The 19,034-nt window shown below is 41.9% G+C and carries 22 protein-coding genes, 1 tRNA gene, 1 rRNA gene and 2 riboswitches; of the genes, 17 read left to right on the top strand and 7 right to left on the bottom strand.

Translation table 11 applies throughout. The annotated features are described in order from the left end of the window. The first annotated feature begins 67 nt into the window (after window positions 1–67). The 4 genes from ABN702_RS01925 to ABN702_RS01940 all read left to right on the top strand — a co-directional run bounded on the left by ABN702_RS01925 (window position 68) and on the right by ABN702_RS01940 (window position 4,216). Window positions 68–1,510 carry a DEAD/DEAH box helicase gene (locus tag ABN702_RS01925; protein ID WP_417899183.1) on the top strand — a complete coding sequence of 481 codons (1,443 nt, stop codon included), beginning with the start codon at window positions 68–70 and terminating at the stop codon, window positions 1,508–1,510. Between the two features lie 79 nt (window positions 1,511–1,589). After that, a riboswitch (SAM riboswitch) is annotated at window positions 1,590–1,697 on the top strand. An 89-nt stretch (window positions 1,698–1,786) separates the two neighbouring features. Continuing rightward, on the top strand, window positions 1,787–1,990 hold the full coding sequence (locus ABN702_RS01930) for a Fur-regulated basic protein FbpA (protein ID WP_417899184.1): 204 nt from the start codon (window positions 1,787–1,789) through the stop codon (window positions 1,988–1,990). 92 nt (window positions 1,991–2,082) lie between these two features. Continuing rightward, a complete protein-coding gene (locus tag ABN702_RS01935) occupies window positions 2,083–3,633 on the top strand; it encodes a multicopper oxidase family protein (RefSeq protein WP_417899185.1) in 1,551 nt (516 codons plus the stop codon). A gap of 31 nt (window positions 3,634–3,664) precedes the next feature. Then, window positions 3,665–4,216, top strand: a complete 552-nt coding sequence (locus ABN702_RS01940; protein WP_417899186.1) for a DUF6944 family repetitive protein — start codon at window positions 3,665–3,667, stop codon at window positions 4,214–4,216. 57 nt (window positions 4,217–4,273) lie between these two features. Here the strand turns inward: ABN702_RS01940 and ABN702_RS01945 are convergent, their stop codons facing one another. Then, window positions 4,274–5,242, bottom strand: a complete 969-nt coding sequence (locus ABN702_RS01945; protein ID WP_417899187.1) for a S8 family peptidase — start codon at window positions 5,240–5,242, stop codon at window positions 4,274–4,276. A gap of 242 nt (window positions 5,243–5,484) precedes the next feature. On the opposite strand from ABN702_RS01945, the gene ABN702_RS01950 reads away from it, so the two are divergent. The 6 genes from ABN702_RS01950 (at window position 5,485) to ABN702_RS01975 (ending at window position 10,102) form a co-directional block, all read left to right on the top strand. Next, a complete protein-coding gene (locus ABN702_RS01950; protein ID WP_417899188.1) occupies window positions 5,485–5,838 on the top strand; it encodes a flagellar basal body rod protein in 354 nt (117 codons plus the stop codon). Window positions 5,839–5,856: 18 nt separating this feature from the next. Continuing rightward, window positions 5,857–6,504 (top strand): PspA/IM30 family protein, encoded by a 648-nt coding sequence (locus ABN702_RS01955; protein WP_417899189.1) that lies wholly within the window; start codon window positions 5,857–5,859, stop codon window positions 6,502–6,504. Between the two features lie 87 nt (window positions 6,505–6,591). Further along, entirely contained in the window at window positions 6,592–7,317 is a 726-nt protein-coding gene (gene liaF, locus ABN702_RS01960; RefSeq protein WP_417899190.1) for a cell wall-active antibiotics response protein LiaF, read from the top strand. Then, window positions 7,314–8,360, top strand: coding sequence for a sensor histidine kinase (locus ABN702_RS01965; protein ID WP_417899191.1), 1,047 nt, complete (start codon window positions 7,314–7,316; stop codon window positions 8,358–8,360). The genes liaF and ABN702_RS01965 overlap by 4 nt, the downstream gene beginning before the upstream one ends. Then, the gene (locus ABN702_RS01970) at window positions 8,353–8,985 is read left to right on the top strand and encodes a response regulator (protein ID WP_417899192.1); all 633 of its coding nucleotides are present in this window, start codon (window positions 8,353–8,355) and stop codon (window positions 8,983–8,985) included. Before ABN702_RS01965 ends, ABN702_RS01970 begins: the two co-directional genes overlap by 8 nt. Window positions 8,986–9,148: 163 nt before the next feature. Next, window positions 9,149–10,102, top strand: coding sequence for a TRM11 family SAM-dependent methyltransferase (locus tag ABN702_RS01975; RefSeq protein ID WP_417899193.1), 954 nt, complete (start codon window positions 9,149–9,151; stop codon window positions 10,100–10,102). On the opposite strand, the gene ABN702_RS01980 is transcribed toward ABN702_RS01975, so the two are convergent. Then, window positions 10,099–10,809: an N-acetylmuramoyl-L-alanine amidase gene (locus ABN702_RS01980; RefSeq protein WP_417899194.1), complete on the bottom strand. Its 711-nt coding sequence runs from the start codon at window positions 10,807–10,809 to the stop codon at window positions 10,099–10,101. The two genes, ABN702_RS01975 and ABN702_RS01980, sit on opposite strands and share 4 nt — an antisense overlap. 155 nt (window positions 10,810–10,964) lie before the next feature. Here ABN702_RS01980 and ABN702_RS01985 point away from each other — a divergent pair, with 155 nt between their 5' ends. The 3 genes from ABN702_RS01985 to ABN702_RS01995 all read left to right on the top strand — a co-directional run bounded on the left by ABN702_RS01985 (window position 10,965) and on the right by ABN702_RS01995 (window position 12,187). Next, a complete protein-coding gene (locus tag ABN702_RS01985; RefSeq protein ID WP_417899195.1) occupies window positions 10,965–11,162 on the top strand; it encodes a ChaB family protein in 198 nt (65 codons plus the stop codon). Between the two features lie 73 nt (window positions 11,163–11,235). Further along, window positions 11,236–11,475 carry a glutaredoxin family protein gene (locus tag ABN702_RS01990; protein WP_417899196.1) on the top strand — a complete coding sequence of 80 codons (240 nt, stop codon included), beginning with the start codon at window positions 11,236–11,238 and terminating at the stop codon, window positions 11,473–11,475. Window positions 11,476–11,641: 166 nt separating this feature from the next. Next, the gene (locus tag ABN702_RS01995) at window positions 11,642–12,187 is read left to right on the top strand and encodes a DUF6241 domain-containing protein (RefSeq protein ID WP_417899197.1); all 546 of its coding nucleotides are present in this window, start codon (window positions 11,642–11,644) and stop codon (window positions 12,185–12,187) included. Between the two features lie 142 nt (window positions 12,188–12,329). On the opposite strand, the gene ABN702_RS02000 is transcribed toward ABN702_RS01995, so the two are convergent. The 3 genes from ABN702_RS02000 to ABN702_RS02010 form a co-directional block, all read right to left on the bottom strand. Beyond that, window positions 12,330–12,461, bottom strand: a complete 132-nt coding sequence (locus tag ABN702_RS02000; RefSeq protein WP_417899198.1) for a YjcZ family sporulation protein — start codon at window positions 12,459–12,461, stop codon at window positions 12,330–12,332. A 192-nt stretch (window positions 12,462–12,653) separates the two neighbouring features. Further along, window positions 12,654–12,726, bottom strand: a tRNA-Ala gene (locus tag ABN702_RS02005). 67 nt (window positions 12,727–12,793) lie between these two features. After that, window positions 12,794–13,495, bottom strand: coding sequence for an MgtC/SapB family protein (locus tag ABN702_RS02010; RefSeq protein WP_417899199.1), 702 nt, complete (start codon window positions 13,493–13,495; stop codon window positions 12,794–12,796). Window positions 13,496–13,621: 126 nt separating this feature from the next. On the opposite strand from ABN702_RS02010, the gene ABN702_RS02015 reads away from it, so the two are divergent. The 3 genes from ABN702_RS02015 to ABN702_RS02025 are packed head-to-tail and all read left to right on the top strand — an operon-like array spanning window position 13,622 to window position 15,863. After that, a complete protein-coding gene (locus ABN702_RS02015; RefSeq protein WP_417899200.1) occupies window positions 13,622–14,515 on the top strand; it encodes a DMT family transporter in 894 nt (297 codons plus the stop codon). Between the two features lie 13 nt (window positions 14,516–14,528). Further along, entirely contained in the window at window positions 14,529–15,038 is a 510-nt protein-coding gene (locus tag ABN702_RS02020) for a GNAT family N-acetyltransferase (RefSeq protein WP_417899201.1), read from the top strand. Between the two features lie 3 nt (window positions 15,039–15,041). Beyond that, window positions 15,042–15,863 carry a GNAT family N-acetyltransferase gene (locus ABN702_RS02025; RefSeq protein ID WP_417899202.1) on the top strand — a complete coding sequence of 274 codons (822 nt, stop codon included), beginning with the start codon at window positions 15,042–15,044 and terminating at the stop codon, window positions 15,861–15,863. Between the two features lie 51 nt (window positions 15,864–15,914). Here the strand turns inward: ABN702_RS02025 and ABN702_RS02030 are convergent, their stop codons facing one another. Both ABN702_RS02030 and thiT read right to left on the bottom strand, forming a co-directional pair. Further along, the gene (locus ABN702_RS02030) at window positions 15,915–16,100 is read right to left on the bottom strand and encodes a hypothetical protein (RefSeq protein ID WP_417899203.1); all 186 of its coding nucleotides are present in this window, start codon (window positions 16,098–16,100) and stop codon (window positions 15,915–15,917) included. Window positions 16,101–16,201: 101 nt separating this feature from the next. Next, on the bottom strand, window positions 16,202–16,759 hold the full coding sequence (gene thiT / locus ABN702_RS02035) for an energy-coupled thiamine transporter ThiT (RefSeq protein ID WP_417900790.1): 558 nt from the start codon (window positions 16,757–16,759) through the stop codon (window positions 16,202–16,204). Window positions 16,760–16,858: 99 nt separating this feature from the next. Then, a riboswitch (TPP riboswitch) is annotated at window positions 16,859–16,962 on the bottom strand. 490 nt (window positions 16,963–17,452) lie between these two features. On the opposite strand from thiT, the gene ABN702_RS02040 reads away from it, so the two are divergent. After that, window positions 17,453–19,002: ribosomal RNA gene (locus ABN702_RS02040) — 16S ribosomal RNA — on the top strand. Window positions 19,003–19,034: the final 32 nt, after the last annotated feature.

Raw genomic sequence — 19,034 nt, forward strand, 5'->3', positions numbered from 1 at the left:
TTTTTTTTACAAACGATAATGAAGTATAATGAATCTGTTGTAAATAGAAGAAAAATGAGGGTACAGCATGAAAAATAGTTTTAAAGACTTCCAATTAAGTGAAGAGATAGTTAGCGCTCTTGAAAAATTAAGATATACCGTTCCTACGGAAGTCCAGGCAAAAGTTCTTCCCAATGCTTTGGAGAATAAAGATCTCGTCGTGAAATCACAGACAGGCAGCGGTAAAACAGCAGCATTTGGCATACCGCTTTGTGAACTTGTAGAGTGGGAGGAGAATAAACCTCAAGCACTCGTTCTGACTCCAACCCGGGAGCTTGCAGCTCAGGTCAAAGAGGATATAACGAATATCGGCAGGTTCAAGCGGGTTAAAGCCACTGCGATCTATGGCAAGCAGCCATTTGATAGGCAGAAGCTGGAGTTGAAGCAAAAGTCTCATGTGGTGGTGGGAACACCTGGCAGGGTGCTCGATCATATGGAAAAAGGGACGTTTGATGTGGAGCGTTTAAAGTATCTTGTTATAGATGAAGCGGATGAAATGTTAAATATGGGCTTTATTGATCAGGTGGAAGCCATTATCCAAAAGTTGCCCACCGATAGGGTGACGATGCTATTCTCCGCGACATTACCAGAGGATGTCGAGCAGCTTTCTCATAAATATATGAAAACACCAACTCATATTGAAATTCAAGGTACAGGTATCACAACGGATAAAATTGTTCATGAAATTATAGAAGTTCAGGAGAATGATAAGTTCTCTCTTTTGAAAGCTGTTACAACAGTGGAGAACCCGGATAGTTGTATTGTTTTTTGCAGAACTCAGATTCAGGTGGATGATGTATATCGTCAGCTAGATCGCGCGGGCTATCCATGTGACAAGCTGCATGGAGGTTTGGTGCAAGAGGATCGTTTTGCTGTTATAAATGATTTCAAACTAGGGAAATTCCGCTATCTGGTAGCAACGGACGTTGCGGCACGAGGGATTGATATCGCAAATGTTTCTCTTGTGATCAATTACGACCTGCCGATGGAGAAGGAGAGCTATGTTCATCGAACAGGAAGGACGGCTCGTGCAGGAAATTCAGGAAAAGCCATTACCTTCGTTACTCCATATGAAGAAAAATTCCTCGCAGAAATCGAATCTTATATTGGATTTAAGATAACGAAAAGAGAAGCTCCAACTAAAGAAATAGTTTTTCGGGCAACATCTGAATTTGATATGAAAATAAATACACGCCCAACTATTAAAGAAGCAAAAAGTGCGAAATTGGACAAGGATATTATGAAGCTCTATTTCAATGGTGGAAAGAAAAAGAAAATCAGAGCGGTCGACTTCGTCGGCACCATATCCAAAATACAAGGAGTGGCTGCTGGTGACATAGGCATCATCACCATTCAGGATAATGTCTCCTATGTTGATATTTTGAATGGAAAGGGTCCGATTGTGCTAAAAGCGATGAAGCACACCACGATAAAAGGAAAAATGCTGAAGGTCCATGAGGCTCGACAATAATTCTTAGTTGACAAATCGGGATTATCGGGTTTATGATGGTCATAACAAATTACTTTTTCCTGACATAACTTAATAGCGTAACTTATCCAGAGAAGTGGAGGGATTGGCCCTATGAAGCTTCAGCAACAGATTCGAATAAGGAATACTGTGCTAATTCCAGCAGGCAGCAATGCTTGGCAGATAAGTTGAGGTCTCTTTTTTCTTTATAAATCCAACCTCTTCTTGTCTCAGACGGGAAGAGGTTTTTTGTATTTATTCATTTAAGGAGTGATGAAAATGGGAGAAATTTTGAAAAATGCGGTTGAAAATCGACGGTCGGAATTAATCAGTAAGCTCCTCTATTTCCGTGTATTCAAAAAGGAGGATCAGCACCTGTATGAACTGTCCTTAACAGATTTGGAACAGGAATATAAAAAATTCGACCATTACATGCATCCCCATGATGACATGGGATCGATCCAGTGGGTTAGAAGAAAGTAAGGGGAGAAAGGGGAAGGAACTACAAAAATAGGGTTAATTTGCAAGACAGCCGAATATTCTTTGGGGAGAGCCTATATAAGGGGGAACCAAAAATGGCTGAAACCCAAATTGTATCCTCACTTACAAAATTTGTAGATGCACTCCCTATTCCTCCAAAATTAGAACCAGTAAAAAAAGACAACACTTACACCTATTATGAGGTAACAATGAAGGAAACAAAGCAATCCCTTCACCGCGATCTCCCCTCGACAACGGTGTGGGGATATGAAGGAATATTCCCTGGACCGACCATAGAAGTCGACTGTGGGGAGAAGGTATTCATCAAATGGATGAATGCTTTGCCAAAAAGGCATTTGCTTCCAGTGGACTTTACGGTTCATGGTGCCCATAAAGATGTTCCGGAAGTCCGAACAGTTGTTCATGTACATGGTGCAGTCGTGGAACCTGAAAGTGACGGGTACCCCGACTCATGGTTCAGTGCAAATTTTGAACAGGTTGGCCCCACATTTACACAGAAAATCTACCGGTACGATAATTACATGAATTCCTGTACGCTCTGGTACCATGATCACGCACTTGGTATTACCCGCCTCAATATATATGCTGGACTCGCTGGGATGTATCTAGTACGAAGTGATTTCGAGCGTTCCCTGAAACTTCCCTCATCCGCCTATGATATTCCTCTTATCATCCAGGATAGATCCTTTCGACCGGATGGTTCTCTCTACTATCCGACGCAACCGGATGAACCGGTATCAGGATTGAAAACATCTGTAGTACCGGAGTTTTTTGGTAATACAATCCTGGTCAATGGGAAAGTATGGCCATTCTTGGTAGTAGAACCTCGCAAATATCGTTTCCGAGTAGTCAATGCTTCCAACAGCCGCTTTTATCGAATAAAACTGGACTCAGGACAGCTCATGTATCAGATCGGAACGGATAGAGGTCTGATGGATCATCCGATTGGCATCAGATCCATCACTCTTGCACCTGCAGAAAGAGCAGATTTAGTCATTGATTTTACCAACCTCGAAGGAACAAGTATCGTCATGACCAATGATGCACCGGCGCCGTTTCCGGAGGGTGACAAGGAAATTGAAATGAGAGATATGATGAAATTTATCGTGAAACTGCCACTTAAGCATATTGACACCAGTGTTATCCCATCCTACTTGGGAAATTTCCCAAAACTCCAAACAAAAGACGCAGCATTTAAAAGGTTTTTGACATTGGATCATACAATGGACAATTATGGTCGGGAAATTATGCTTTTGGATAACAAAGATTGGGATGCTCCAATATCGGAGAAACCGAAACTCGGGAGTACGGAAATCTGGTACTTGATCAATACAACAGAGGATACCCATCCCATCCATATTCATCTAGTAGATTTTCAAATCCTGGGACGAAGGAAATTTAATGTAGAACGTTTTACACAAGATCGAGTAATCGAGTATATGGGCCCACCTATTCCGCCGGAACCACAGGAATGCGGGAAAAAGGATACAGTCAGGGCAAATCCTGAAGAGGTAACAGAAATTATCATGAATTTCGGCCCATACACGGGACTATATGTGTGGCATTGCCATATGCTAGAACACGAGGACTATGAGATGATGAGACCTTATCTTGTTATAAAATAAGCTTTGGTATGAAGAGAATGGCGGATAGATCATGGATAGTGAAAATAAAATACTTATCGGGTCATGGATACAGGCTGTAGGTACAGTCCTTTCCGCTGTAAGCAGTACCAGATTCCTTGTCAGAGTGGAGGAGCAGAGTGAGGGCTTAGACATGGTTGGAAATGTGCTTCAAGCTACAGGTAATGCATTGGAAGCGGACGGGCAGGAAGGATACACGATTGGAAAAATTGGCAATGGAATTCAAGCCATCGGGAATATCACGGTTATTTCTGGTCTGTTAATAGAGGAAGATACGATTATTAGAGATAAATTGTTTATCAGTGGGAACCTGCTCCAAGCTCTCGGTGGAGCGGCAGCACTTAGAGATGAGTGGGATGGACCAGATGTCGATACCATGGCCATCATCGGAAACCTCCTTCAGGTTATCGGGAACTCGCTACAGGCAATCGGTGGTGCAAATGAGATAAAGACTGGGGAAAGTGAAAGCATTGAAGCGATTATTAATACGGGCAGTTGGATTCAAGCAATTGGTTCAGTTATTCTTGCTATAGACATTACCAAAGAGCAGGCAAATATCAAATAAAAAAATCCCAAAGGAGCGTTAAACTCCTTTGGGATTCCTTTTTGACGTTTCGTTTCCCTATACACCAATCGATTCTTCAATATTAATTTGTTTCAGATAATCAGCCAGCAATTCAGGGGCAGTTAAATAAATCAGACCATTTCCTTCGAGACTCTTAGGGTATCCTAATGGAATGGTACGCTTCACAAGCTGTGCATATAATTCAGGCTCGGTAAGCTTGCGTTCAAACTCGCTTTCGGACAAATTTTTTACCAGGGAGAGGGCGCCTGCTACGTGTGGTGCTGACATGGATGTACCACTGAAAACAGCGTATCTGCCTCCGGGTACCGTGGAAATTATCTTTTCTCCTGGTGCCACGACGTCCACTTCATTATTGGAATTGGTGAAATAGGACGATTTGCGCTGAAGACTCACTGCCCCAACCGAAATTACTTCATTATAGCCTGCCGGATAAGAGAATTCCTCCGTAGAATGCTTTCCATCCCCCTCATTTCCTGCAGCACATACAACCAGGATCTGATTATCCACTGCGGACTTGATTGCATCATGAAGCTCGGGAACATCTATAGGTCCACCAAGTGACATGGAAATGATATCCACTTTCTGAGAAACTGCATATTCTATTGCTGATGTTACCCATTCATAGGAGCCAGAGCCTTCCTCTCCAGCAAGCGCTTTTAAAATCAGCAGTTTAGCTTCTGGAGAAACACCAATTACACCGGATGCGGCATTAATGGCAGCGATGGTTCCGGCAACATGTGTGCCATGTCCGTTATAGTCGGTAATCCTTTCAACGTCGCCATTATCATCATCGGTAAAATTCCGACCTGCTATGATTCTCCCTTCCAAATCCGGATGAGAGGTATCGCAGCCGGTATCAATGACTGCTATGACAGTATCTTTTCCTTTAAAGCCTCTATTCCAGAGAGAGGGAGCTTGTATCATCTCCACTCCTTCGGGAATTTGCTGCGCCTCAAACAATTGATTGTCAACTTTGTACGGAATTAAGTGAACCAGCTTTTCCATTACAACGCCTCCTAATCATTATTTAAAAAAGGTGAGACAAGTTACTTTCTGAAAATTCTACCAATTTCTAATAGAAAGTTCAAGTGCCAAAAAGACTACATAAGACTTCTTCTCATCTCAACAATCATTTTCAATGGTCGTAGCTCCAATAAGCCTCAAGTCTTATCTTAAAATATAGCTCAGGCTCGTTATAGCAATCCTTGAAAGCAGATAAGATAGAGACATGAAAGGAGGAAACACAGATGAAAAAATTTGGATTGTTATTAGTAGGGGTAATCGCGTTCTTCGTATTACTGGCGAATATTGGACCGTTACTCGGGTTGGCCTTAAGCTTGGTGGTTTCCTATTATGCGGTGAAGGAGTTTATGAAAACCGATTCCACCGCCAACAAGGTACTTTGGGGAATCATCGGTTTCATCGCCATTGGATTCTCGATCGCGAATGTCCCGGCCGTACTAGGACTTGTAGCAGCGTACATTTTATATGTCGTCTATAAAAACTGGAACAAATCGAAAGACTCGATTATCGAAGCGAAAGAAAGCAGTGATCCATTTACAAACTTTGAAAAAGAGTGGAACGCACTAAACAACAAATAATTAAAGGAGTGTTTGAAAATGAGTTTATTTACTAGGATTAAGAATACTATCGCAGCGGATTTCCATGAAGCACTTGATAAAAAAGAACAAAAGAATCCAATATCCATGCTTAATCAGTACTTAAGGGATTGCGAGAAAGAAGTTGAAAAAGTACGACTGTTAGTGGAGCGTCAAAATATCCTGAAAGATGAGTTTGTAAGAGAATATTATCAAGCTACCCAACTTGCGGAAAAGAGAAAGCATCAAGCTGAAATAGCTTCTAAAGCTAACGAATCGGAGCTCTATGAATTTGCTGTAAGAGAGTATCAGCAATATGAGGAACGCGCAAATCAGCTGAAGATTTCCTTAGAAAAGGTTACGCAAGATCTAACTTCCCTGGAGCAAAAATATGAAGGTATGAAACACAAGCTTAAGGATATGTACATCAAGCGGATGGAATTGATGGGCAGAGAAAATGTGGCCCGAGCCAACCATCGTATGAATCAAGTCCTGGAATCTAATAACGGAGCAACATCCTCTTCTAGATTCACTGAAATGGAGAGCTATCTAGAGCGTCTGGAGCATCAGGTGAATGCTTCCTACCACCGTCATACAATCGATGCAAGAATCGCTCATATTGAAAAAGAATTGCCAAATGAAGAGAAAACACATTCTCTTTCATCCTAATAACTGATATTCTAAAAAAAGGCGGCATTGTACGCCTTTTTTATCCATTGCAGAAGCAATTAATATGCCATAAAAGGAGGGGAAACAATGTTAAATATGAAGAAAACTGATCTGCTGAGCTATATTCTCATCATTGGATTTTTTATTTTTATCCTGGAAATCTCGTTTTTTGATACCGGGCTCATTTTTTCCCTTCTTATTTCTGGCATATGTCTATATTTCGGTAAAAAGAAATGGAATTGGTTTCTCGGTAAAGTCTTATTTGCAATCGGTGTTCTAACTATTTTCTTTACCATAATCGGATCTTTCACATTCCGGTTTCTGTTATTGGCTTCGATTATTTATTTCTTTATTTTGTTTACGCAATCTAAACAAAATCCGACTTATTTCAGGCCTGAAATAGCGCCAGCCAAGTTCGGACAAATGGTGAAGCGGGAACAGAAGTGGTTCCAGAATAAATTCTTAGGCCGACAAAAAACACCGGAACATTCCTATACATGGGATGATGTCAATATACAGACCGGTATTGGGGATACCATCATCGATCTGAGCTATACCGTTCTTCCGAAAGGGGAAGCAATCATCTCCATCCGTAACGTTGTAGGAAATATCCAAATCCTAATTCCATATGAAGTGGATATTAGTGTCAAGCATTCAGTTATGGTCGGCTCGACGGTTATTTTAGAAGAAGAAGAATCAAAAACATGGAATCGGACGGTACATTACCAAACTTCGGGGTATGAGGATTCCACCCAAAAGATAAAAATAATCACCTCTTGCTTGGTGGGAAGCCTAGAGGTGAAAAGAGTATGAGTATATTGCAAAGGCACTTTCTGTTGGGGGTCACCACAGCCATCATCAGTTTTCTGGCATTTGGTATCTTGTACTTCCTTTCTTTTCCCTTAGTGGAGTGGTCCTCTTTATGGAAAGTAAAAGTGTTTGACCTGCCATTTGTTATATTTGCTTTATGCATATCCGTCTTTCTCGGCTTGATCATTGGCCTTTTTTCAGGAATGTATTGGAGAAAACAAATAGTGGGGATCCACGCTCACCTAATTCAAATGGAACAAGGAAGAAATATAGAATGGGTGGAAAAGAACCCGGTTCATGAAATAGGGGAAATAGAAAGCGAACTGAAAAAAATTCAAAGACAGATGAAGGAACAAACAAAGCTTTCGCAGAAGCTTGCGAATGAAAAAGCGGTGGACCTTGAAAACAGAATTCAGGAAATCGTATCACAGGAGCGTAACAGATTGGCCAGGGAATTGCATGATTCCGTAAGCCAGCAGCTGTTCGCGGCATCGATGCTCATGTCGGCCTTAACGGAGCCGAAAGAGTCACTTGAAGACCGGGAAACAAAGCAGCTCAGGCTGGTCGAAGAAATGATTCATCAATCCCAATTGGAGATGCGTGCGCTGCTTTTGCACTTGAGGCCTGTTGCTTTGAAAGGAAAAACGCTTCAGGAAGGTGCAGAGGAGCTATTGGTGGAATTGATGCAAAAGGTTCCGATGAGCATTGCATGGAAGATTGAACCCTTTTCCATTGACAAGGGAGTGGAGGACCATTTGTTCCGAATACTTCAAGAAAGCCTCTCCAATACGCTTCGGCATGCCAAGGCGTCGTCTGTTGAAGTGCTCTTGATCAGACGAGATGATTTTATCATCTTGAGAGTTGTAGATGATGGGAAAGGCTTCGATGTGGAAAAGGAACGGGCTGGCGCGTATGGATTGCAAAACATGTACGAGCGGGCCGTGGAGATAGGGGGCACGTTAAAAATAGTCAGTGTAGAAAATCAGGGTACAAGATTGGAAGTAAAGGTTCCTAAGTTGGATTTAAAGGGTGAGGAAAATGATTAGAGTCTTATTTGTAGATGATCATGAAATGGTGAGGATTGGTGTCACTGCCTATTTATCCGCACAGAATGATATAGAAGTGATTGCAGAAGCGGATGATGGAAAATTGGCAGTGGAATTGGCACTTCTGCATAAACCGGATATTATCCTGATGGATCTTGTTATGAAGGAAATGGATGGCATTGAAGCAACCAAAAGGATTATCGATCAATGGCCGGACGCAAAAATAATAATTGTCACAAGCTTCTTGGACGATGAAAAAGTGTATCCAGCGCTAGAAGCTGGAGCAACGAGCTATATGCTGAAAACTTCCAAGGCAAGTGATATTGCAAATGCAGTAAGGTCCACATATAAAGGTCAATCCATCCTGGAACCTGAAGTGGCTGGGAAAATGATGAAAAAGATGCGTCAAAAGAATGAACATTACCTGCATGAAGAACTTACAAATCGCGAGATGGAGATTCTGCTCCTTATGACACAAGGGAAGACGAATCAAGAAATTGCGGATGAGTTATTTATTGCATTAAAAACAGCCAAAGTGCATGTAAGCAATATATTGGCAAAGCTGCAGGTCCAGGACCGGACCCAGGCGGTCATTTACGCATTCAAGCATAACATCGTCAAATAACAGGGGCAGTGTGCTGCTTTCTGCCCTTTTTCTTGAACTGCCTTGCAATGTCAACCTTATCTAAGGCTTGCCAAACTTTAATTAAACAGCTTTCATTGCTTTTTTAAAGATTTACCGATAAGCTTTAAAGGCAAGCATTATCAAGATAGAGGATGAGTAGTAGTTGGAAAAGGAACTGGACACACAGGAATTTATTTATACATATGCAAGCAGCCCTGAAGAGCGATCCTTGAGCCACTTGGAGATGCGCTCTTTTTTTAGCATGGAATCACCTTATAACATAATAAAAAGCACCGTTAAAATAGATCCAAGCAGAAGCCCTTTTATAAGGGAACGTATCGAAGTTCTATATGCTGGAGATGAACTATCGGATATTCTAGAGCAGGTCGAAGAAATAGATATGTTGGATAAGACGTTTAAAATCATCTTCATCAAGATCAATGACCTTGAAAAAGAAGCGCAAATCGAATACAACGAGAGAAGATTAATGGAACGGGACCTTGGGGCACGCATCCATGGAGAGGCAGATGTCCATAATCCCGCGCATATATTTGGAATTGTGGCTTATGGAGGCAGATGGTACTTTGGAAATTACCGCAAAAATGAAGCGGTATGGTTGAAGCACATAAAAAAACCTCGCGAATATTCCACTGCATTAAGCACGCGTGTCGCCCGCGCAGTGGCCAATATAGCCGTTCCACACCCAGAAGGAGTAAGAGCAATTGATCCATGCTGTGGTATCGGTACCGTACTGGTTGAAGCTTTGTCCATGGGGATTCATATTGAGGGAAGGGATATAAACCCCTTGGTTACAGAAGGCTCCAGGGAAAACATCGCCCATTTCAACTTAAAAGGAAATGTCACATTAGGACCGATAGCGGATGTTACTGAAAAATATGATGTCGCGATTATAGACATGCCATACAACCTCTATACCCATGCAACACCAGAAGATCAGGCGGATATATTGAGACATGCTCGAAGAATATCGGATAAACTGGTCGTGGTTACCATCGAGACAATCGATGAGATGATAGAAAAAGCGGGCTTTGAAATCAAAGACCGCTGTGTCACGAAGAAAGGGTATTTTTCAAGAGAAATACTTGTATGCTACTAAAATCCGATTTTTGACCAATCAAACAAGGTACCCGGATCCACTTTACGAACTGGGGCATATTCGTGATGACCTACGATATGTTCCCGGTCATTTTTAATAGAGGGATGACGTTTTAAAATATCGACCAACAGCTCGTTCAATGCGGTATACTGGGCCTCGGTGTACCCGATATCTGCAGGCTCTATCCTCTCATAGATTTCCTCAGGGACGATTGGAAACATCTCTTCCTTGGTCCCGATAGCAAGCAATTCTATTCCAATCGAATATTCATTGAAACTATTATGGTAATGCTGATAATTTAAATCAATTCCTTTTCCCGCATGAAAGGCAACCCTGCTTTCAGGTACAAGATGATAAACCTCCCCATCTCTCCCAATCATGTAATGGGCCGATACTTCATATTCTTCAAACAAAGCATACACATCATCCAGATTGTAGGGATCCTCCGGGTTACGCATGGCATTATTCGTGAAATGCAGCATCACATGGGTGACAGAACCGGATCGCATACGCGAATTCTGTCTCGGAAGCATCCATTCACTTACTTTTATTCCCGGAGTATATAATTTTTCATCAGTTTCTGACACTTGAACCTCAGCGCTCTTTTCCACAGGTAGTTTTGCAGGAATTTCTTTAGCGATATCGGATGTGCAGCCTGTTATCAGGAAAGACATTGTACTGATGGCAAACAAAAGCAATTTTTTCATAAGCTACTCCTACTCTAGTTGATATCTTCAACATGACCTCCTTTATTAATTCCTTGAGTATCATGGATTCTCCTTCCTTATGTGTGAAGTTTGTTTACTCATATGATGAAAAGGATAAAGATAAGGTAAGAGTAAATATAAAGGAGGAAAACGTGATGGCATATGATTCGTTGAATGATTTACCCAAGGGAGTCAAAGACAATTTGCCGAAGCACGGTCAGGAAATCTATAAAGAAGCCTTCAACTCAGCCTCAGAACAATACGACAATGAAGAAACCGCCCATAAAGTGGCATGGGATGCTGTGAAGAATAAATACAAGAAAAATGACAAGGATGAATGGGTCGAAAAGTAAAAGCAGTTCCCTTATATAAACGAGTTCCTTTATGGTAAAATGAAGCCAAAGCAAACATCAAGGAGGGCTTCAGATGAACCAGAAAGTTATCGTCTATTCCGCAAAGGGATGCAAGGACTGTGAATATGTAAAGGAATATCTGAAACAAGAGGAAATTCCATTTGAAGTAAGGGATATCTTGGCAGATCCAGTCTACCAACAGGAAGTGGAAAAGTTCGGATATATGGGAATTCCAGTTACGGCAGTGGGTGATAAAGCGGTAAAAGGATTTAATCCGATGGAGATTAACAAATTACTAGAGTCTGTAAAATAAATGGCTGCAGTCGATTTTTTCGACTGCAGTTTTGTTCTTTTATAAAACCTTCACACATCATCAATCCCTGTTTGTTCAGATTACATACATTTTAAAGATACACTTAGTTGTTTCGTGATAATGCCATATCTTGTATAATGAAGAATAAATAGGGGAAATGTGGGGAGTGGACAAAATAAAGATATTAAAAACCAATTTGAAATGGCTGATAATTGTTGTCTTGCCACTTATCATGATTATGCTGGTGTATTATATTGCAGCTGTCGAGCCTGAATCTGGTGGGGGTTTTAAATTGAAAAATCCATTAACCGAAGAAGTGGAACCAGGAGCACAGATGAATTTTCAAGAAACCATCACAACAATAAAAGATGACTTTCCAACGGATATGTCGGAATTGGCCGTTCAGAACGCCATTCATCATATGAGCCATCAAAAGGTGGAAGCGGATAAAAAATGGGGAGTCCTCCCTTTAACCGAGGAACGTGTCGATAGGCTGCTGGAAGTGGTGCAGCACAATAGGGCTGACTACAAGCATGGCAGTGTCTACGAGGAAATCCTCCTTAAATGGCAGAATAAGAACTTTACAAATGTCGATGATGACCATAATGCCATCTGGGAACTGCAGGATGGATCTATCGGAAGAGCGACCGGGATTTTGAGTGCGAAGGAAGAGCAGGCGTTTATTGAGGAGAAATTCAGTAACAGGCAATAAATTTATTCATAATAGAGGGAGAATCAAAAGTCTGGAAATTTTCACTTCTATAAATAGAATAGCCCCCTACAGATTAAAGTAGGGGGGCTTATTCCTTCAAGAAAAGAGGGGGGAATTACTGAGAATTATCAAACTAAAAAGTTTAGTATCCTCCACAACCTCCGCCATAACCTCCACCGTAACTGCCACCTACAAATGCAGCTCCGACAATTACTAAAAGGATAAATAAAACAACTATTAAAGAGAATCCATCTTTTTTACCATCACGACTCATACCTTACACCACCTTTTGTTCAGGTTATTTATTTTATGTGAAAGTATGAGAGATGAAAGGGACAAAAACACATGAAAAATAATATTAATGAAAATGTCCTCACTATGTTGTGTACTCAGCAGTTGTCACCCTTTGTTAGAATATAAGCAATAAAAAAATCCTTAAAGCCATGGGCTTTAAGGATTTTTAGTATGGAGCATAGCGGGCTCGAACCGCTGACCTCTTCGCTGCCAGCGAAGCGCTCTCCCAGCTGAGCTAATGCCCCGTTAGGACTGAATTAATTTTATCAAAAAATTATTGTTTTGCAAATACTTTTTTTGAATGATTTGTTATTAATCGATATTCTCCACTTCTGCTTGGAAAACTCCGGTCAAGCTTTTGATTTCATAATAGACATCAGTGGTATAGATGCTTTTCTTGGTTGTAATGATGCAATTCAGCACGATATCGTCTCTTTCCTCTTTTACTTTCACCCTTTTGATGTTGAGGTTCTTGCTGTGAATCTCCTTCATGACGGTCGTAAGATTCACATCTTTTTCAATATAGATTTTGACCTTTATTTCCTTTTCTTTGAGCTTTTTTGGCCCGATAACGTCAAATAGGGAGGGGATGACTTTTACACCTAAAATAATGAATATTACACCTGTTAAGGCCTCAATGAAAAAGCCTGCTCCGATAGTAATTCCTATTCCAGCGGATGCTAAAACAAGAGCAGCGGTCGTTAATCCGGAAATGGCCTCGTTGCTTCTTCTCATGATTACACCTGCACCCAAAAATCCGATTCCACTAATAACATAAGATGGAATACGTCCTGGATCCATCGGTCGTGAATACTCTTTGGAATAGAGAAACGCCGATTCGTAGGAAACAATGGTCAGAAGGCACGCCATCACGGAAACAATGACACATGTTTTCAATCCAAGTGGCTTTCCTTTCAGCTCTCTTTCCAATCCGATGATCACTCCGGCAACTACTGCAAAGCTAAGTTTTATGATAAAATCATACTCTATGAAAAACTCCAAGATGTCCTCCATTGAACTCCTCCTCTATCTATGTATGCTGCAAAAAATAATAAATAAATGATTAGAAAATTATAGCAATATTCAGTACAATTAGAAAGTAATATCTACATCATGGAATCTGGACAAGGAGACTGAAAAATGAACAAGTGGATGAATCCATATATGGCCTTGGCGATTGGTGTCGTAACCGTATCCACATCAGCCATTTTTGTAAAACTTGCAGAGGCACCGGCCGGCGTGACTGCCTTTTATCGTCTGCTTTTCTCCGTACTGCTGATCATGCCTATATTCCTATATAAGTATATGCAGGAATTAAAGGTTATAACGAAGCGAGATTGGACCTTTTCCATCGTTGCTGGGATTTTTTTGGCTTTCCACTTTATATTATGGTTTGAATCCCTTAACTATACGAGTGTCGCCAGTTCCACTGTACTGGTTACCTTACAGCCTTTGTTCGCATTTATAGGAACATACATTTTCTTCAAAGAAAAGCTAAGTCCCAAATCCATTACTAGTGGAGCGATTGCAATCATCGGCAGCGTCATCATCAGCTGGGGAGACTTCCGAATCAGTGGGATGGCACTTTTCGGAGACATACTGGCATTGGTTGCATGCGCACTGGTTACCGCCTATTTACTTTTTGGCCAGGACGTCCGGAAAAGACTGTCTCTCATTACATATACCTTTATTGTGTATGGAGTAAGCACGATTGCGCTATTTTTTTATGTTGTGCTCACAGGTGATTCTTTTACAGGCTATTCGGAAATGGATTGGTTATGGTTTCTGTTGCTCGCACTCATACCAACCCTGCTCGGGCACTCCCTGTTCAACTGGGCAATCAAGTATATCAGTACCAATGTCATTTCTATGAGCATCTTATTTGAACCGATTGGTGCAGCAATTCTTGCCTATTTCGTATTACAGGAATACATCACCTGGACACAGTTCACTGGTGGTATGCTGGTCATGCTCAGTGTGGCCTATTTTCTAAGAGACAACAAGAAATCAAAATCCATAGAGATGATAGAGTGAGGGAGAGAAGATAATGAATATCAGACTAGCCAAAAAAGGTGATGAAGCATCCATTGCAAAAGTGCATGTGGATAGCTGGAAAACCACCTATAGAGGAATTGTTGATGATAGCTACTTGGAATCCCTATCCTATGATAATAGACAAAAGATGTGGGAGACAGCAATAGAGGCAGGGTTTGGGAAAAGTTGCCTTTTTGTAGCGGAAGTGGACGGCGATATCGTAGGTTTTGCAAGTGGGGGACCTGAACGGACGAAGAAATATGAGGTGGATGGAGAACTATATGCCATCTATATCCTTCAAAGCTATCAGAAAAAAGGAATCGGAAAGGCGCTTTATAGCAAAGTGCGTGAATTCTTAAATGAGATAGGCAACAAATCGATGCTTGTATGGGTGCTGACTGACAATCCAAGCCGAGCCTTCTATTTATCTTTTCACCCCGAGGAGATAGATACCGAACAAATACAAATTGGTGACCAGTCATACGAAGAGATAGCCTATGCGTGGAAATTTTTTGGAGAGTGAACGATGATGGAACTTGTTAAGGTGCAAGAAGCAAATGGGTTATCCGCTTTTTTAGAAAAGCACAAGGTGAGCAGGCACCCAATTATTGGGGGGGTACTTTCAGGCCTGCAAATTGGTATGGCCTACGTAGACAATCATGATAATCCGAAGATGCTTGTTGTATATGCCGTCCATGAAATGATTTATTTTATTGGAGAAATAGGGGGCCATGATTTTGAAAAATGGTTCCAGGCGGAGCTCCTTCCGATGGCGCGGTCCTATAGGGAAGAGGACATCAATATAGAAACATATCCCCGAAAAGATGAAGCGGAAATGAAAAATATATTTCAAAGAATTCCTATTAAACAAGGAACAAGAGTGGCATTTGATTTTTCTAAAGAAAAGTATGTTTCTTCTAATAAAAAATTCAACCTACCAAAAGCATACAAAGTGGCATTTATTGACCGTGACATTCTCTTAAAGGATCATGATGATTTACTGACAGCAGAAATATTAAAGTTTTGGCACTCCATTGATCTGTTTCTAGAAAGCGGACTTGGGGTCGTTGCCTATTACAAAGACAAAGTAATCGGAGCCTGCCTCTCGGTCTATCAGCATAATGGAATCAAAGAAATTGGAATCAATACCTATGATACTGCACATCGTGGCAAAGGAATTGCTTCCGCTATGGCCAATCTTTTTATTGAGGAGTGTCTGAAACGAGGAGATACGCCGAACTGGACAACGGAACTATTTCGAAAAGATTCCATTGCCATTGCTCGGAAACTTGGCTTTGTCAACGAACGTAACTACGATTCCTATTACTTTTTGCTTGAAGAAGTTTGAATCAGGTCATTAACAAATGGAAGCCGACTCGCATAAGTCGGCTTCTTTATTTTAGGAAACAAGATCATTGGCAATCAAGGCAAAAACCATCGCAAGTGAAAAGCTAATGATGACACCCTCACCTCTGACTCTTCCTTTTTGGTTGCACAACCGGAGCCCCTCGAAGTAACCGTATAAAAATAACCCAATTGAAGATAAGAGAGCCACAACCATTGCTGCGTCTTTAACTACAATCATTACAGAACCTCCTACATTAGCGTTTACTAGAATATATGTAGGACTCTTTCATTACATTCTAGTAAAAATAAAAACAAAAAAGCTAATCCCGGAAGATTAGCTCAAGAAACGGTTTTGCTAAAAGAGAAAATTCTTGGAACTGCCTTGATCAGCAGCAAAGTAACGATTGTCGAGATTACAAAGCTAGGCAACATATATGTACCATTATAGATGAGCGAATAAATCTCAATCGGTTGCCCTGCAGGTGCAGCATCCCTAAAGAAAATGATTCCCGCAAGATAGTGTGCGAAAAATCTAAGCGTGCAGGCAATGAATGATGCAATGGTTACAAAATAGATAGCTTTTTTGAAATTGTCCATCTTTACTGCAATTACAACCTGTCTAGCGAACAAACCGGCAAACCCTAACACCACAAAAGCTACTATATAGTCCAACATGATCTGAACAACATGAACTCCAACTGGTCCGAATGTGAGCTGCAATAATCCCAGTATCAACCCCGAAAGCAATCCACCTTTTAATCCCCAGCGAAATGCCATAATAAAAACAGGGACCATCGCAATGGAGATGGAACCTCCCTGCGCCCATATTTTTAATGACAAAACTCCTGCTAAAACATCTAGCAAATAAGCTAAAGCGCCGAAAATAGCAACTTCCACAAGAAAAAGCGTATTCGATTTTTTTATGATAATCTCCTCCTTCAAATAAAAAAAGCAACAAAAGAGAGGTTAGGCTCTTTTATTGCTTAATTAAAATAAGTAATAAGTTTGCCACATCCCTACGATAGAATTATCTAACAGGTTCAGAGGGTTAGAACATCATTGTTCAGTCTCAGCCAAAAGTGGCACCCCTTGTGGACATGAAGTTATGTTGTCTGTCCAATTTCCATCATACAAGAGACGGAGAGGAAGAACAATATATTTTTCAAGTGGCAATTCTAGCATTAGTTTGTTTTTCATTTATTATGAAGAAAGTGTATAAAACTATGAAGAATTTTCATCACTATTATAATCCTACTATATAGGTTCTATTTAGAGAGGGAAATTGCTTTGAAAATTATCAAAAAAAGTATTGCAATATAGTTTGTGGGATGGTATATTTAAGTTCGTCGCCAAGGAACACGGGTAACAAACGAATATCCTGGTAACAACGGTGATGAAAAAGTTTAAAAACAGCTTGACACTTTAGGGACAAGTTGTTATGATTAGGAAGTCGCTTTTAAGCGATTCGCATCACAAAATGATCTTTGAAAACTAAACAAAACAACAGCGTCCACGTTAATCTTATAGGGATTAACAAAGAACGAAAAAGAAACATAAGCTAGTCAGCATTTGAGCATAAGCTCAAACTCTTTATTGGAGAGTTTGATCCTGGCTCAGGATGAACGCTGGCGGCGTGCCTAATACATGCAAGTCGAGCGGACTTACAAAAGCTTGCTTTTGTAAGTCAGCGGCGGACGGGTGAGTAACACGTGGGCAACCTGCCCTTGAGACTGGGATAACTTCGGGAAACCGGAGCTAATACCGGATAATATAAGGAACCTCCTGGTTCCTTATTGAAAGATGGTTTCGGCTATCACTTAAGGATGGGCCCGCGGCGCATTAGCTAGTTGGTGAGGTAACGGCTCACCAAGGCGACGATGCGTAGCCGACCTGAGAGGGTGATCGGCCACACTGGGACTGAGACACGGCCCAGACTCCTACGGGAGGCAGCAGTAGGGAATCTTCCACAATGGACGAAAGTCTGATGGAGCAACGCCGCGTGAGTGATGAAGGCCTTCGGGTCGTAAAGCTCTGTTGTTAGGGAAGAACAAGTGCGAGAGTAACTGCTCGCACCTTGACGGTACCTAACCAGAAAGCCACGGCTAACTACGTGCCAGCAGCCGCGGTAATACGTAGGTGGCAAGCGTTATCCGGAATTATTGGGCGTAAAGCGCGCGCAGGTGGTTTCTTAAGTCTGATGTGAAAGCCCACGGCTCAACCGTGGAGGGTCATTGGAAACTGGGGAACTTGAGTGCAGAAGAGGAAAGTGGAATTCCAAGTGTAGCGGTGAAATGCGTAGAGATTTGGAGGAACACCAGTGGCGAAGGCGACTTTCTGGTCTGTAACTGACACTGAGGCGCGAAAGCGTGGGGAGCAAACAGGATTAGATACCCTGGTAGTCCACGCCGTAAACGATGAGTGCTAAGTGTTAGAGGGTTTCCGCCCTTTAGTGCTGCAGCTAACGCATTAAGCACTCCGCCTGGGGAGTACGGTCGCAAGACTGAAACTCAAAGGAATTGACGGGGGCCCGCACAAGCGGTGGAGCATGTGGTTTAATTCGAAGCAACGCGAAGAACCTTACCAGGTCTTGACATCCTCTGACAACCCTAGAGATAGGGCTTTCCCCTTCGGGGGACAGAGTGACAGGTGGTGCATGGTTGTCGTCAGCTCGTGTCGTGAGATGTTGGGTTAAGTCCCGCAACGAGCGCAACCCTTGATCTTAGTTGCCAGCATTAGGTTGGGCACTCTAAGGTGACTGCCGGTGACAAACCGGAGGAAGGTGGGGATGACGTCAAATCATCATGCCCCTTATGACCTGGGCTACACACGTGCTACAATGGACGGTACAAAGGGCAGCAAAACCGCGAGGTCGAGCCAATCCCATAAAACCGTTCTCAGTTCGGATTGCAGGCTGCAACTCGCCTGCATGAAGCCGGAATCGCTAGTAATCGCGGATCAGCATGCCGCGGTGAATACGTTCCCGGGCCTTGTACACACCGCCCGTCACACCACGAGAGTTTGTAACACCCGAAGTCGGTGGGGTAACCTTTTGGAGCCAGCCGCCTAAGGTGGGACAGATGATTGGGGTGAAGTCGTAACAAGGTAGCCGTATCGGAAGGTGCGGCTGGATCACCTCCTTTCTAAGGATTATGACGCTGTTTGTTTTGTTTAG

Origin of the sequence: Bacillus haimaensis, assembly GCF_048270625.1 — a bacterium.
GTDB classification, from domain to species: Bacteria; Bacillota; Bacilli; order Bacillales; family Bacillaceae_I; genus Sutcliffiella_A; species Sutcliffiella_A haimaensis.